General features: G+C 61.0%; 10 protein-coding genes and 4 pseudogenes. 7 read left to right on the forward strand and 7 right to left on the reverse strand.

Going from position 1 to position 14,776, the window contains the following annotated elements; translation table 11 throughout:
* Positions 1–180 precede the first annotated feature (180 nt).
* Positions 181–954: a DUF3313 domain-containing protein gene (locus J6497_RS09380; protein WP_225703987.1), complete on the forward strand. Its 774-nt coding sequence runs from the start codon at positions 181–183 to the stop codon at positions 952–954.
* Positions 955–1,855: 901 nt separating this feature from the next.
* Here J6497_RS09380 and J6497_RS09385 read toward each other — a convergent pair.
* The 4 genes and pseudogenes from J6497_RS09385 to J6497_RS09400 all read right to left on the reverse strand — a co-directional run bounded on the left by J6497_RS09385 (position 1,856) and on the right by J6497_RS09400 (position 5,773).
* Positions 1,856–2,224, reverse strand: coding sequence for a YciI family protein (locus J6497_RS09385; protein WP_225703964.1), 369 nt, complete (start codon positions 2,222–2,224; stop codon positions 1,856–1,858).
* A gap of 133 nt (positions 2,225–2,357) precedes the next feature.
* Positions 2,358–2,821 (reverse strand): annotated as a pseudogene (locus J6497_RS09390) (DMT family transporter).
* 81 nt (positions 2,822–2,902) lie between these two features.
* Positions 2,903–3,616 (reverse strand): helix-turn-helix domain-containing protein, encoded by a 714-nt coding sequence (locus J6497_RS41905; RefSeq protein WP_225703965.1) that lies wholly within the window; start codon positions 3,614–3,616, stop codon positions 2,903–2,905.
* A 174-nt stretch (positions 3,617–3,790) separates the two neighbouring features.
* On the reverse strand, positions 3,791–5,773 hold the full coding sequence (locus tag J6497_RS09400) for an ATP-binding protein (RefSeq protein WP_225703966.1): 1,983 nt from the start codon (positions 5,771–5,773) through the stop codon (positions 3,791–3,793).
* A 437-nt stretch (positions 5,774–6,210) separates the two neighbouring features.
* Here J6497_RS09400 and J6497_RS09405 point away from each other — a divergent pair, with 437 nt between their 5' ends.
* Positions 6,211–6,429, forward strand: a complete 219-nt coding sequence (locus J6497_RS09405; protein WP_225703967.1) for a hypothetical protein — start codon at positions 6,211–6,213, stop codon at positions 6,427–6,429.
* 79 nt (positions 6,430–6,508) lie between these two features.
* Here J6497_RS09405 and J6497_RS09410 read toward each other — a convergent pair whose 3' ends face one another.
* Positions 6,509–7,405 (reverse strand): LysR family transcriptional regulator, encoded by an 897-nt coding sequence (locus J6497_RS09410; protein ID WP_225703968.1) that lies wholly within the window; start codon positions 7,403–7,405, stop codon positions 6,509–6,511.
* A 285-nt stretch (positions 7,406–7,690) separates the two neighbouring features.
* On the opposite strand from J6497_RS09410, the gene J6497_RS09415 reads away from it, so the two are divergent.
* Together J6497_RS09415 and J6497_RS09420 are read left to right on the forward strand one after the other, a co-directional pair.
* Entirely contained in the window at positions 7,691–8,425 is a 735-nt protein-coding gene (locus J6497_RS09415) for an SDR family NAD(P)-dependent oxidoreductase (RefSeq protein ID WP_225703969.1), read from the forward strand.
* Between the two features lie 41 nt (positions 8,426–8,466).
* Positions 8,467–9,067 (forward strand): annotated as a pseudogene (locus J6497_RS09420) (NADPH-dependent F420 reductase).
* Between the two features lie 346 nt (positions 9,068–9,413).
* On the opposite strand, the gene J6497_RS09425 reads toward J6497_RS09420, so the two are convergent.
* Positions 9,414–10,619, reverse strand: coding sequence for an alpha/beta hydrolase family protein (locus J6497_RS09425; protein WP_376708185.1), 1,206 nt, complete (start codon positions 10,617–10,619; stop codon positions 9,414–9,416).
* Between the two features lie 238 nt (positions 10,620–10,857).
* On the opposite strand from J6497_RS09425, the gene J6497_RS40930 reads away from it, so the two are divergent.
* The 3 genes and pseudogenes from J6497_RS40930 to J6497_RS09440 all read left to right on the forward strand — a co-directional run.
* Positions 10,858–11,115 (forward strand): LysR substrate-binding domain-containing protein, encoded by a 258-nt coding sequence (locus tag J6497_RS40930; protein WP_225703989.1) that lies wholly within the window; start codon positions 10,858–10,860, stop codon positions 11,113–11,115.
* Between the two features lie 457 nt (positions 11,116–11,572).
* Positions 11,573–13,528: a PhoX family protein gene (locus tag J6497_RS09435; protein WP_225703970.1), complete on the forward strand. Its 1,956-nt coding sequence runs from the start codon at positions 11,573–11,575 to the stop codon at positions 13,526–13,528.
* A gap of 103 nt (positions 13,529–13,631) precedes the next feature.
* Positions 13,632–13,890 (forward strand): annotated as a pseudogene (locus tag J6497_RS09440) (IS481 family transposase); the annotation flags it as partial.
* A gap of 212 nt (positions 13,891–14,102) precedes the next feature.
* On the opposite strand, the pseudogene J6497_RS09445 reads toward J6497_RS09440, so the two are convergent.
* Positions 14,103–14,501 (reverse strand): annotated as a pseudogene (locus J6497_RS09445) (GMP synthase (glutamine-hydrolyzing)); the annotation flags it as partial.
* Positions 14,502–14,776: the final 275 nt, after the last annotated feature.

Consider the following 14,776-nt stretch of genomic DNA (forward strand, 5'->3'; position numbering starts at 1 on the left):
CGGAGCCGAGACATGACAAGATCTGCCGCTCATGGCTGCGAACCGTGTCTCAAGCCAGCGTACGCAACCAGATGCAAACTCAATCAACCTCCCTCTCTGCTGGACAGCGCGAAAGCGCTTGGCCTGCGACTTCTGTATTTTTCGCTGCCACTGACCCTGACGGCAGCCGGATGTGCTTCCATGCCTTCGAAAACGGCGGGCACGCTCGCAACGTACAATAATCTGGGAGAGCAAAAGGGCATGCTCTCGAAGTCGAGAAATTACGTCGATGGCAATGCCTTAGCGTCGGTGAAAACTGTACGTATCGTTCCGACAACCTTTGCCCAGAGCGCCTTGCCGCGCGTGAAGACGGAGCAAGACCGCGCGCTGGTCGCAAACGCGCTCGATCGTGAGGTTTGCGTCGCCCTGAGCGACAAGTTTCAAATCGTCTCACCACGTGAACTTGCCGACCTGACCGTTCGAACCGTTGTCACCGACGTGTTGCCGACCGACAAGGCGGCAGCCGGCGTGTCGACCGCGGTGACCTTGGGCACCGGCGCGGCGCTGCCGGTCAGCATTCCACGTCTTCCCTTGGGGCTCGGCGGCCTTGCCGTCGAGGCAGAAGCCATCGACAGGAACGGCGTCCAGCGCGCCGCGATGATATGGGCGCGTGGCGCGAATTCGATCATGGACAACCCTCGCGTTTCCGAAGTCGGCGACGCCTATGGCTTGGCGACAAAGTTCGGCAATGAGTTCTCCCGGATGCTTGTGACCGGCAAGGAGCCAGAAGCCCTGGATATCACCCTGCCCTCCGGCCAGCGCGTGCAATCGTGGCTGGGCGGCGCGCCGAAATATCCGACGTGCGACAATTTTGGTCGCGCGCCTGGCCTCGCGGGGGTCGTCGCTGGCAAGTTCGGCGCGCCGCCGGAGTGGACTGACAAGACTCCTGAGGCTCATCAAACGATAGGCCCGTAGGATGGGTAGAGCGCAGCGAAACCCATCGCGATGGAGCAAGCCGCGCGATGATGGGTTTCGCTGCGCTCTACCCATCCTACGATTGTCGTCCTCGCGAAAGCGAGGACCCATAACCACAGGGAGGTGTTGTGGCACGAGCAAGCGGTTGCGGCGGAGCACATAACGACGCCCTGTGGTTATGGGTCCCGGGTCATGCCCGGGACGACGCGGGGTGGAGTTCGGATTCAATTGTCAAACAGCGGAGAGGATGTGACTCCGCATTCTCGCGGCGCTTTGCGTCCGAGCTCTGCTTCACTTTCCACCCTCTCATTGAAGTGAGGGCGCAGGGAAAGCCGGGTGCCGGTTGCACCCGTGGGCCCCGTGCAACAAAAAGCACGGGGGTAGGACCACAGGTCAACCGAAGCAACACCGGCTTTCCCTGCGCAGTGGTTTACGGCTTACTTCGTGCTCTTCCCGGTGACCGGGCTTTCTTGCCACCGTCATCTCTCGCGCGAACTTCTTCGCGCAAAAAACTTAGCGCCAGCGTCGGGGCGCCAGAACCACACGACTTCGCCGTCCACGGATAGTCACGCTCGTCAGTCGCGACACCCGCGTCCACCGCATCTCACCGCAACGTTCGTGACGATCGCGACCCGCCCCTCATTTCGGGTGAGACGCGCGGAGTTAAATCACTGATTTGCCCGACGACGGAAGCGGAATATTTTTTGCGCGGGGGGTGGACAGACTTTTGGTGATTTGCCCGTCGGGTTGATTTGTCGCACCCAAACCAGCCACATCATTGTTGCGAGCCACCGGGTCGGCGCGTAGCGCCGCCCGATGACAGGCTCCGCGAAGCAATCCATAGCGTCGCTCGTGGAGAGATGGATTGCCTCGTTGCTACGCTCCTCCCTGACCCGTGGCGTCAGAGTCTCGTCGCAAAATCAGCCATCTCGTACAGCGGCCGGATTTCGATCTCGCTCGGTCCCGGCATCGGATTGGGGCAGCGCTTCACCCAGGCGACCGCCTCGTCCATGTCCTTGACTTCCCAGAGCCAGAAACCGGCGACCAGCTCGCGGGTCGCGGCGAAAGGCCCGTCGATGACTGCACGGCCGGGACCATCGAACGCAATACGCTTGCCGTGCGAGGAGGGCTTGAGGCCGTCGGCGGCGCGCAAGATGCCGGCATTGCGCAGTTCCTCATTAAATCTACCCATCGCCTCAAACATCTCGGTCGTGGGGAGAATGCCCTTTTCGCTGTCGCCGGTCGCCTTCACGAGCACCATCACACGCATCGTCTGTCTCCTCATTTGAGCCGGCCTCATCGGCTTGGCATCGGAACGACGAACGGGATTCTCGGAGGCCGACATCGTCCTGAGATTTTTTCCGGCTGAAGCGCAGGGCGCGAATGGCCGCTTCACGGCACCCTCACTGCCGGATGAGAACGACGCCCAGAACAAGGAAAGCCGCGCCCAGGAGGCGGACAGGGCTTGCCGCATGTTGGGGAACACCGAGCAACCCGAAATGATCCACGAATAGCGAGCAGACCATCTGCCCGACCACGATCAAGGCGAGAACCATCGCGGCCCCAAGTCGAGGGATCATCAGGATGGCGACGCTGATGAAAACGGCGCCCAGAACTCCGCCCGTCCAGGACACCCAATTTGTCTGTTCGATGGTTGCAAGGGAGGGCCGCGGCCCCGGAGCCAACAGCGCAACAGGAGCATCACGATCACGCCCACCAAGTAGCTGACGAATCCGGCCCACCATGGGGATCCCAATTCGGTGCGCAGATTTGCGTTCAACACCTGCTGCAGTGCCACACTGATTCCGGCACCGATCACAAGCAGGTATGAGACCGCTGACAATGTCGGCGTCACATCGCGCTCCATGGCAAGACAGGCGCATCGACTATCACTTGGGCGGCAGTTCGCTCTAGAACGTATGTGACCCTCCGACCGCACAATAGCTCCTCACTGGTCGGCGACAGACCGTCCGCCTACCCCACCGCGGTAACGGCCAGGCGTAACGCCGAAAAAGCGCCGGAAGCAGCGACTAAGGTGACTTTGGTCGGAGAAACCCGCCTCCGCCGCCACCATCGCGATCGGCTCGCCGGTTCGAAGCAGCCGCCGCGCGTCGTTCAATCTGGAGAGCAACCGAAAGTCCTCCGGAGGCAGGCCTTGGAGCTTCTTAAATCGCCTCGAGAATCCCTCGCGGGTCATTCCGGCCCGATCAGCCGCCTGAGAAACAGTTTCCCACTGGCTGATATGGATCGCGCCAGGTGCACCAGGGCGAGCACCCTTCGCAACCGTGCGGTGAAGCCCATTGAGCGTGACGGCTCCATTGAGCTGCGTCCGCCCATCACGTGATCGCAACAGGAGAGGCAACTGAGCGAGCAGATCGCGCTCGTCGTATTTCTCAGGCGGAACATAGATGTTGATGCAGCAAACGTCGGCCGAATCGGACAACGAGCGATGCACCGTGCCCGCGGGTATGGTCAAGCTTTCACCCGCGACAACCTCGATGAGCTCATCGTGGATAACGAATCTCCGCTTCCCGGACATGACCAGCGTGATTTGGTCTTCCGGATGAAAATGAACCGGTAGCGCAACGGATAAGCCGCAGACCAGGCCGAGCTCTACGGCGCTGCCGGCCGGCGGGCACCAATATTGCCAAGAGTCTACCAAACCATCGCCTCCCTTCGGTCCAGACGCCGAAGCGCTGGCAGGGCTCCCTCCGACTCACACGCCGGAGCACTCGGCGGGGATGCTTGAGAGCCGCATAGCGATCGGTCGGCGACAGCCTTAGTCAAACGCTGAGAGTCACGTGCACCAGTGATCTGGCAATTACCTTTCCGAACGCTACGCATTGCCGATAGCTTCAAAAACCGCAGGAAGCGCCATCGGACAGAAATAGCTATGCTCCCGTAGAACGTGCTCGACTACGGTCCTAACTAAGGTCCCGTGACCTTTTCCCTTGCGGTGCCATTTCTTTAATCCATCGAATTGCTCACAAAGCGCATCTTCCAAGACATGATCGTCGGCCTGAAGGTAAGCGCGAAGGACGAAGCATTTTGCGCTACCAAGGTATTGCACCTCTACCCGTTCTGCCGAATCGGGGAATAAGCGTAGTTGTACTGCGTCGATCAGGCGTTGAAGATTGATCTCTGAAAGGTTCCCAGCGCCTGCAAACCGATCTATATCGTCCAAACCCTCGGGCAGACGGCACTCCTTCATCAAGAGCAGGCATACCAGGAGCGGATCGAGCAACACGTTTTCAATCCCGTTTCGCTCGCCCCCCGCGACTACCTTAATGCGGTCGGTGGAGGTCGCCTTGCCATCCCAATCAATGATGCCAAAAATGCTAGAATTGCCCGATTCTGCCAGGCGCCCCACGGTGAGTTTGACAATCTGGCAACCAGCGTTGATCTCTCCGTTGTTCTTGTCACGGAGACCAGTCGAGAGAAAATTGAGTTCACGGCTGCATTTAATATGCGATTTGATAAGCGCATACACGCTCTCGTAAATTGCAGCGTCGGTGTCGCTTTCGGTAAATACCTGCCTGCGGCCGGAGTAGTCGATCGAGAGTGTCGGGACGCCAAAAGTCAGTTTATTCAGAGCATCTTGTTTACTGATCTTCCTCAGTCCCGATCGGCCGTCGACCATCTCGAAAAGTGTATGCTCGGGTGTCAGCGCAACCGTGGTTGGAGAGTGTGTGGCAAGGATGCAATGCATTCCCTGATGCTCAACCAACTCGTGCTGAATAGCGCTTAGCCACCGAGCGACCATTGCTGGATGCAACGATGAATCCATCTCGTCCAAAAGCAGAACTTTTGGCCTGTTCAGTGAGAGAAACCTCTCGTCATAGTGAAATGTCGATATTGCCAATTGAGCTAATATCCTTTCGCCGGACGAGAGGTTTTGAAAATGAACTATGTCTCTGTTGTCGGTGCGCCGGAATTCAACAGAAACATTGCTGTAGTCTGTCTCAGTCGGCGTTGTAAGTTCATAAGGCAGGGAGAACGCGGCAAGAGTGGGCGTGATGAGAGTCCACGGCGGCGGCCCAAATTTCTCAACGAATTGCTCGTCCGACAAGGCGCGATTATCGCCACTGCGCTGATCGGCTTTTTGAAGCATCCAGTTTCGCAGTTGCGCATCGCGATAGCGGCCGAAAATCATGGGAAGATTCACGGCAAACGGATCGACCTGTCCCCATTGTTCGAAAAGCTTCATGTGCTCGATTTGGAGACCATACATGGGGATACCGGACGATTTGGAAACCTGCTGTGCGACGGCAAGCGCGGCTGCGTCGGACAGCCCTCCCGCCGGACGCCAGTGGTTCTCTCTTGGTCTACGAAGCTCAGCTTCTGCACGTTGGAAGATTTTGGCGATCGCCTCAGTTTGACCTTGCTTGCCTAGTATTTCCGCAATTTCGGCAGGCTCAACTTGCCAAACTTCGCGGCCGGGGAACAGCGCGTCTAGCCTGCCGTCGCTGAGCGCCTCCAGCTCTGCCCGAAAGGGCGCGAGTTCTGCCGTCCTTACTCGGCTAAAGACAGCAAAATGGTCCCAACGCGTTGGATCTTCCGGCCGAGCGGTCGCATAGCCGTTGCCGAAGTTCGGAGCCGGATCACCGAGAGTCAAAAGGCGCACTTGCGTATTGTTAGGAACCGCTACTGGGTCGTGTGCTATCGCGACAACGGAATTGGTGACACTGCCGTTTTGAATAGCCTGCAAAAGGTGGCTCTTGCCGCTTCCGTTTGGGCCAACAATGACGGTCATCTGCGGCAGATCGACCTCAGCGAAATCCGTTATTGAAAGGTACCGCGTCTTGAAATTCAAACGCATCCAGCTTCCCCCTGATATTGCCCGTTGTGTCTCCGAATAGCTCGACCATAACGTGGCCGGCCCGGCATGTCAGAATGGAAAAATCCGTCAAGCTACCTTCGACATCCGCTATTCTCAGTCAGCATCGCGAAGCAGTCGTTCCGCTCTTGGCCCAGTCGATTATTAGCGCACGTGCGCTTTCTCCGTTCTGGCCAAAATTAGCGGAAGAGACGAAGTACCATCAGTTTAGAGTACAGGTGACGGTACTTCTCTAGTCTGGAAGATACCCACGCACGAAATTACCGTCAGGCTGATCCGCCTTTCCTCGGCAACATCAGATCGGTTTGCACGGAGGCATAAGTATGGGTGACCTAAGAGGCCAGCAAACTTCAGTTGGTGATCAAGGCCGATAGCTAATAGAACAGCCCACAGATCGCGGCTCCTTCTACGAAACTACGATGAAAGCACTCCAAAATACGGCCTCTTACTCCCACTCGATTATTTTAAGTGATGGTAACGCGCTGATTTTTCAACGCAAATCTTTTCTATGTGCGATGAAGAACCGTCTCGCCAGTCCGTCAGAAAATCGCGCTCTTGGTTTCAAACGCGAATTTGGACGATTTGCGGTTTGCCCGGTTTCAGCGACTATCGGCATCAATCGGTCGATTTCTTTCTGACGACCGCCGACCGAGCCGTACCGGCAGTTCTCAAAAAAGACCGTCACGAGGCTGTCTACCACCATCGACCTGCTGCGCGTCAGTCGCGCGATACGGACAGTCCCGCGAGAAGCGGAGCGTACGCGGCGAGCCTGCGGGATACGAACTCGGTGAAGAGCCGCACGCGCTTCGTCTTGCGGGACTCCCCCTGTGTGAGAAGCCAGAGCGTTCCGTACATGTGCAAGTCGGTGCCCGGCACCCTCACCAGTAGGGGGTCGGCATCTCCGACGAAGCACGGCAGCGTCGTGATCCCGAGCCCTTGCCGTACAGCAACGATCTGCGCCCCGGCGTCCGTGGTCCTGAATGGAACCCCCGTGGTGCGAACCTCACCCTCGCTGGCCCAATCCGGAATTCCATGAATGCTTATGACGATCCACCGGATGGGATCAGGCGCGCCCGCACGCCAAGCGGCTAGCAGATCGCGGGACATGTAGATACTGCCGAATACATCCGGTCCCTTCAGGCCGTGAAGATTGAGCGGCAGGGTTTTGCGGTCGTAGACGACGCGGATCGCGACGTCGGCCTGTCGGTTGGTCAGATTTGCCAGCTCGCCGAACGACAAGATGTCCATCTCGATGTCCGGATGCAGACGCGCGAAATCGGCGAAGTCCGGCATCAGCAGGTGTGTCGCGAGGGGCGGTGCCAGCGTCACCCGCAGAAGCCCGCGCACGCTCTGGTCGCGCCCGAAAACGCGCGTCTCCAGCTGGTGCGACGACGCTTCCATCTGGTCCGCGAACTCGAGGACCTCTTCGCCCGCAGCCGTCAGGCGGTAGCCCGAAGGCGGCTTTTCGAACATGTGCACTCCGAGGCGTTCCTCGAGCTGGGCGATGCGTCGCAGCACGGTCGAGTGGTTCACACCAAGGCGCTCGGCGGCAGCCCGCACCGAGCCTCCGCGCGCGACGGCGAGAAAGTAGCGAACGTCATCCCAGTCGATCATGGTGCAATCCGGCACCGCGGGGTGCGCCTTCCAAAGCCCGTGTCCAATACCATCGAATAGCGTCTCGTCCTCGGACAAGCGGGGGCGGCGACTTTGGCGCCTGGGGCGTCGCTGACCGCGCACACCGCATGCCGTGGCTGAAGTTACTAGCTCGCCTGGTTCGATTTTGCACCACCGATGTGCGAACTTCCGCACTGAACGCCTGACGCAGCCGGACCCATTTCAGCCCGACACCGACCCCGGACGAATGCTGGGGGCAACTGAGGAAGGCCGAAAGAGGAAGTCATGGGAAAGCTTGAGGGTAAAGTTACAGTCATCACGGGTGGATCGAGCGGCATGGCGCTGGCGAGCGCTAAGCGGTTCGTTGAAGAAGGCGCTTATGTTTTCATCACGGGCCGGAGGCAGGAGGCGCTCGATGAGGCCGTCAAGCTGATTGGCCGGAACGTGACCGGCGTGCGCGGCGACGCAGCCAATCTCGACGACCTCGACCGTCTGTTCGACACGGTCAAGCGGGAAAAGGGCAGGATCGACGTCCTGTATGCGAGCGCCGGCACGGGCGAAGCCGTCGCACTGGGCGAGATTACCGAGCAGCATTTCGATGCGGCCTTCGGCCTGAATACGCGCGGCACGCTGTTTGCGGTTCAGAAGGCGTTGCCGCTGTTCAACGATGGCGGATCGATCTTCATGACCGGGTCAGTTGCTTCGGTGAAAGGTTTTCCTGGTTACGGCGTGTATTCGGCGAGCAAGGCGGCGTTGCGCTCATTCGCACGCACTTGGCTCAACGAACTGAAGGGCAGGAATATCCGGGTGAACGTGCTGAGCCCGGGGCCGATCGCTACACCGATGCAGGACCAAGTTCTCACCGAGGAGGCGAAGCGGATGTTCGAATCCCTGATCCCGCGGGGAAAGATGGGTCGTCCTGAGGAAATTGCAGCGGTCGCGCTGTTTCTTGCTTCAGAGGATTCGAGCTTCGTGAATGGGGTGGAGTTGTCTGTCGACGGCGGCTTCTCGGCCATCTGAAAGACCGGAGAATCAATATCAACACGGATCGGAGAAGCATTATGAGCTGTGCAATTGTAGGATTCGGTAAGATAGGCCAGGCCCTCGCCCACGCCTTCGCCCGTAAAAACATCGACGTGACCGTCGCGAGCCGCCGACCGCCCGAGGCATTGGCGCCGCAGGCTCGGGCGATTGGACCCACGGTCGTCGCCAAGTCGCTGCAAGATGCGCTCGAGGCGGACACAATCATCCTGGCGGTCCCGTTCGGGGAGCATCGCGAGGTTGCGAAGGCTCTGCCGAGCTGGAAAGGCAAGACGGTCATCGACGCGATGAACGCGTTAGTTCCCCCTGAAGAGCTGGACGGTCTCCCGTCCTCCGCCTTCGTCGCGAAGGCGTTCACCGGCGCCAAGCTCGTGAAAGGTTTCAATCACCTGATTGCGGCCACTCTGGCTGCCGATCCGATCGTCGAGGGCGGCTACCGGGTCGTCTTTCTGTCGAGCGACGACGAGGACGCGACCGCTCCCGTGGTGGCCTTGGCCAAACAACTCGGGTTCGCACCCGTCAAGCTGGGAAAGCTCAACGGGGGGTGGCGCGCTGGTGCACGCACGCGGCCGCGTCTGGGGCCAGCTCATCTTCCAGGATTTGTTCAAGAAGGAGCGGTAATCGGCGCATCGGCGCCGTTCGAAAGAGCGGGGAGACGCCCGACGGAGCGGAAGATCTGCGGGTCGCCTAGAATCTATCGACTACTATCGATGGCTTAGGATTCGCCCGAGTGTCCTCTGCTATCCGCGATTTGGTCGGTTTCGGCAACTATCGGCAATCGATCGGTCGATTTTCGGAGGCTTCACGAGAGGGATCGGATCACCTCGATCAAAAAAGACCGTCAATGCTGGCGCCACACGCCGCGTTATCCGTCAGGCGAACGCCCTGCTCGCCATTCGCGCCCGAGAATTCGCCGCACAGGTCCTCAGGCTTGTCGTCATGAGAGCGGTCGGTATCGGTCGCGTCATCACAGCCCGTCGAACCAGGTTTTCCATTGCGGAACGGCGGTCGCGTATGTACCGCGGTGGCTGGTCTGTCCGGTCGAGATGGCCTCGACCTGGGGATTGCCGTTGCCGATGGCGCGCTGATAGGACATCGCCAGCTGGCCGAGCCCGGTGCTGATCGCTTCGTCGGCCTCGCCGTAATAGTTGCGCACCGGCGACTTGATGACCCAGCGGTAGGCCGTGGTCTGCGCCACCAGCCGGCCATAGGCCGACTCCGCGAAGAATTGCGGGTTGAAATAGTCGGCGCGCAGCAGCTTGTGCAGGTCGGTCGGCACATCCGACGGGTTGAACGGCTCGCGCAGGTAAGCCTTGCGCGCGATGTCGTAATAGTCCTCGGCGATCACCGAACGCGCCAGTCCCGGCACGCCGTAGTAATTTTCGAACGCGAAGGACGACAGGATGAACAGCGAGTTCACCCAGTTGGCGTCGTTCTTGCGCGGGAAGTTGAGAAAGCCGTTGAGCGCGACAAAGATATCGACCGGCGCGCTGGCCGTGGCCGCGGCGTCGACCTTGACGCCCGCCGCTTCGAGCTTTTCCAGGAACGCCATGGTAACGAAGCCGCCCTGCGACCAGCCGCTGATGAACAGCTTGGTGCTCGTCAGCTTCATGTGCGCGAGCACCGCGCGGCTCGCCATCAGCATGTCGTAGGTCGCCTGCTGGTGGCTGGCTTTCACCATGTAGCCTTCCGGCTCCTTGGACGAACCCATGCCGAAGTAATCGGCGCCGATGACGATGTAGCCCTGCCCGGCGAACTGCGCGACCGCGAGCTGCGTTTCCGGCGACTGATCGGGATAAGACGGCACCTGCGTCTTTTCGTAGACGGTGCCATGCTGATACGACACCATCGGGAACGACGTGCCAGCGATATCCGGGACCGCGATGAGGCCCGTCGCGACGATCGGTTTATTGCCGCGCTCCGGCATCACCGACGAGTACGTCACGCGGTACAGCTTCACCGCGTTTTTCGCCGCCGTGTATTTCACAGTCACGCCGAAGACTTTGGGTGTGTCCTCGGTCAGGATCTTGGTGAGCCTGTCGGCATCCCAGCGGCCGATAAGCTCGTATTGCACGCCGGATGTGACCTGTTCGGCGGCCGTGTCCTGCGCAGCGGCGGGCGCCGGCATCGCGGTCATCAGGACGGTAGCGACAGCGAGTGCACGGGCGATCATTTCAATTCTCCGGGACATGAAACAGAGCCGCAGGCTGCACCGAACCGCTTAAGTTTCGCTGAAACGGCATCACGACAAAGTGGCGCCGATCAAGAGGACTTACGCGGCGTTCGCGTCAGCTTTGCGAAGGCCGCCCATGCGCGATCGTCGCTTGACCCGTCCGGGCGGCCGGACCATCGAAGGCAACCAATGCCGCGAATGCGGCGACCCGCCTTGCTGGCGGCGAGACTGAGCGAGGATCCAACCGCTCAGGTGGCGTGGGAATTTCGGGCGCGTCGCCCATCGGGCCCGCTTCGATCAGCCAGAACGCACCCTACACGGCGTCGGAGTCGCCGTGCTGCCAAGCTGGGCGGTGTCCAAGCCGCTCCGTATTGGCGCGTTGCGACGCGTACTTGCGGCCTGGGGGCCTCCAGCGAGCACGATCTATGCCGTCCATCCCGACAACTGGCTGATGTCGATGAAGGTCCGCGCTTTCGTCGATCACCTCGCCCGATAGTTCGGGCGCACGCCCTACTGGGACGCAGGGCTTTAGGCCGCGCAGCCCAGGTCCGACCGACCGATCTTTACGCCACGCTACGCCGCTGCCCTCTTCCCGTCTCCAGGCCTTCCATTACGATTTGGACATGGCGTCCGAGGGTATGTTCGATGCAAGGCCTTCGCCGCCTCGCTCCAGCGGCGCCGGCGCCCCGTCTCGACAACCTCAAGCCGCTCGAAAGCACTGTCCGCATGTCCGTCCATACCGTGCTCAACGATTTGCGTCACTCCACGCAAGGCGGCTCTAACCGGAGGGATACGACGCGCCGTTTGACAGGAGCGAGCCCCCCGGGTTCATCAAAGCGTCTTATAACCGTTCTAATCGGATCAGGCCGCAGACACGACGGGTTCGTCCGTTGCTGACGACGAAACCTGTCGCCGCCGGGGCCCCGACCCCGAAAGAAACCGGAGGCCAAGACATGTTCGATTCGACCAACGCTTCGCGCCGCCAGGCACTGAAGTTCCTCGCTGGCGTCCCGATGCTGCCGCTCGGCACGTCGGCGGCCACCTCGCTGCTGGCGCTCGGCACGGCGCGCGACGCCGCCGCCGCGCCGGCGGGCTTCGCCTCGGCGACGTTCAGCTCGATGGCCGTGCCCTCGCTGGCCGATCCGGCCGCCATGGCGACCACGATGGTTGGTTCGGAGCTGACGGTCACGCTCGCCAACGGAAGCACGCAGGCGTTCAAGCTGTCCTACCAGCCGTTCTTTCTCACCGGCGACATGGTGCCGGACGGCAAGGGCGGGCAGATCCTGGCCGGCGGCTATTACGACATCCACAACAAGCCGATCATCGACACCTCGGTGCCGGGCAAGGAGCGCCACTTCTTCTCGGACTGCCCGGACGGCACCTCGCTGCTGGCGCCGATCGCCGGCGCAAAGGTCGACGGCGTGAAGGGCGAAACCGTGTTCGCCGTCGTCCAGTTCGAATACATGTCGCGCGACCAGAAGGGCGACGACACCTACGGCCGCATGCCCTCGCCGATCGCCGTCCTGACGCTCGATCAGGATCCGGGCACCGGGAAGCTCAGCCTGGTGAAGTACCACAACGTCGACACCGCTCAGGCGCACGGGCTGTGGATCACCTGCGGCGCCAGCCTCTCCCCGTGGAACACCCACCTCTCGAGCGAGGAATACGAGCCGGACGCGTTCTCGGCCTCCTCGAACAAGCAGCTCCTGGCCTACAGCAAGAACCTGTTTGGCGACGAGAAGGCGGCGAACCCCTATCATTACGGTCACCTGCCGGAAGTGAGGGTCAACGCCGACGGCACCGGCACGCTGACCAAGCACTACTGCATCGGCCGGATCTCGCACGAGCTGGTGCAGGTGATGCCGGACCAGCGCACGCTGCTGATGGGCGACGACGCGACCAATGGCGGCCTGTTCATGTTCGTCGCCGACAAGGAAGCGGACCTCTCGGCCGGGACGCTCTACGTCGCGAAGCTCGGCGGCAAGCTCTCGACCGACACCGCGGCGCCGGCCGACAAGGTCACGTGGGTAAAGCTCGGCCACGCTACGAGCGCCGAGATCGAGAAACTCGCCGACACGGTGAAGCCGGCGGAGATTATGGAGATCGCAAAGGAGGACCCCAAGGATCCGGGCTACACCCGGATCGCGATGGGCGGCTCGTTCCACTGGGTGAAGCTGAAGCCGGGCATGGAAAAGGCCGCGGCCTTCCTGGAAACCCACCGCTACGCCGCGCTGATGGGCGGCAGCATGGCCTTCACCAAGATGGAAGGCACCACCGTCAACGCTAAGGACAAGGTCGCTTACTCGGCAATCTCCTCCATCAAGGACTCGATGGTGAAGGGCGGCAAGGGCTGGTACGAGACCTCGGGCATGGCACTGGACAAGGCGCTTGAGGCGGGCGGCATTCTGGCGCACGCCATGGGTGGGGGCCAGAAGGACAGCGGCGGCGAGGCGATCGCCAGCGAGTGGGTGCCGTTCGAGACCCGCTTCGTGCTGACGGGCGAGGACATCGCCTCCGACGCGCTCGGCAACACCGCCAACCCGGACAAGATCGGCAACCCGGACAACATCAAGTTCTCCGAGCGCCTGCGCACGCTGTTCATCGGCGAGGACAGCGGCATGCACGTCAACAACTTCCTGTGGGCCTACAATGTCAACACCAAGCAGCTGTCGCGCATCATGTCGGTGCCGGCGGGCGCGGAATCGACCGGCCTCCACGCGGTCGACGAGCTCAACGGCTGGACCTACGTGATGAGCAACTTCCAGCATCCGGGCGACTGGGAGAAGTTCCACGCCAAGGTGAAGGATACGCTCGATCCGCTGGTTCGCGCGAACTACAAGGACCGCTTCGGCGCGGCCGTCGGCTATCTGACGGCCGATGCGACCAGCATCAAGCTCGACAAGGCCTGATCCGACCGATCGTCGCGAAAGGAATGGTGGAGCGGGCCTAGGTGTGTAGTCCCCTGGAGTGATGGTGCATCATGATCCTGAGTCGTCAGGAGAAAGATGCGCTATGGCAAGTGTTCTTCACGGCAGCGCCCGCACGACGCCGCATCTTCGAGCCGAGTTCCAAGCGTCGCAAGAAAGCACCCGGTCCCTTGCCAAGCCGCTACGGCCTGAACCCGAGGACCGCGGCCAAGTGGCGCAAGCGGACCACGACGGCCGATGCGCCGATGGGACCGAAGGCGCCTAGGAGCACGGTGCTGATGCCGGCCGAGGAGGCCATCGTGGTGGCGTTCCGGCAAAAGACGCTGTTGCTGCTGGATGATGTGAAGCAGACCCGCCTTTGTGCGCGATATTCTACGCTAGAGCACTCCCACCCTTTAGAGCGACTTTTACATCATCCTGAAACTGAGCGCAGATCGGACCTGCGACGCAGAGATGGAGAACGCCAGCTCGATAGGGGTGAAACGCGGACGGGAACGACAATTAAGCGACGGCACAAATTGCCGCCGAAACTACGCTATCGCCGCCGTTTGCCCCCTCACTCCCACTCGATCGTCCCCGGCGGCTTGCTCGTCACGTCGTACACCACGCGATTGACGCCCTTCACCTCGTTGATGATCCGCGTCGCAGTCGCGCCAAGGAACGACATGTCAAACTGATAGAAGTCCGCGGTCATGCCGTCGGTCGAGGTCACCGCGCGCAGGCCGATGACATATTCGTAGGTCCGCCCGTCGCCCATCACGCCGACCGTTTTCACCGGCAGCAGCACCGCGAACGCCTGCCAGATTGCATCGTACAGGTCGGCCTTACGGATCTGGTCGATGTAGATGGCGTCGGCCTGGCGGAGGATGTCGAGCTTCTCTTTCGTGATGTCGCCGGGGCAGCGGATGGTGAGGCCGGGGCCCGGGAATGGGGTAAGCGTCCGCCCAAGGCCGCGGGGCCCCTTGGTTCTGGCGGAACCGGTGTGGGTATCCCATGGCTGCGGTGCGATGATGTGTGGACGGCGTGTTTTCCGCGATTGACGGCCGGTTCGTGCGATGGCCTCGTTTGCTTGAGGAGCGAGGTTATGCTGATTGAAGACCAGCTTCGGGAGCGGCTAAAGAAGGTGGAGGCGCTATATTTCGGCGCGACCACGGCGGGAGAACGCGATGCCGCCGAAGCCGCAGCAGAGCGGCTGAAGGCCAAGCTTGAGGAGGCCAGCCGCCGCGATCC

This window comes from Bradyrhizobium cenepequi (assembly GCF_020329485.1).
GTDB lineage: Bacteria > Pseudomonadota > Alphaproteobacteria > Rhizobiales > Xanthobacteraceae > Bradyrhizobium > Bradyrhizobium cenepequi.

Coding starts and splice junctions, on each gene's coding strand:
- J6497_RS09380 (WP_225703987.1), top strand. CDS start 181: ATGCCTTCGAAAACGGCGGGCACGCTCGCAACGTACAATAATCTGGGA.
- J6497_RS09385 (WP_225703964.1), bottom strand. CDS start 2,224: ATGCGTGTGATGGTGCTCGTGAAGGCGACCGGCGACAGCGAAAAGGGC.
- J6497_RS09400 (WP_225703966.1), bottom strand. CDS start 5,773: ATGCGTTTGAATTTCAAGACGCGGTACCTTTCAATAACGGATTTCGCT.
- J6497_RS09405 (WP_225703967.1), top strand. CDS start 6,211: ATGAAAGCACTCCAAAATACGGCCTCTTACTCCCACTCGATTATTTTA.
- J6497_RS09410 (WP_225703968.1), bottom strand. CDS start 7,405: ATGATCGACTGGGATGACGTTCGCTACTTTCTCGCCGTCGCGCGCGGA.
- J6497_RS09415 (WP_225703969.1), top strand. CDS start 7,691: ATGGGAAAGCTTGAGGGTAAAGTTACAGTCATCACGGGTGGATCGAGC.
- J6497_RS09425 (WP_376708185.1), bottom strand. CDS start 10,619: ATGATCGCCCGTGCACTCGCTGTCGCTACCGTCCTGATGACCGCGATG.
- J6497_RS09435 (WP_225703970.1), top strand. CDS start 11,573: ATGTTCGATTCGACCAACGCTTCGCGCCGCCAGGCACTGAAGTTCCTC.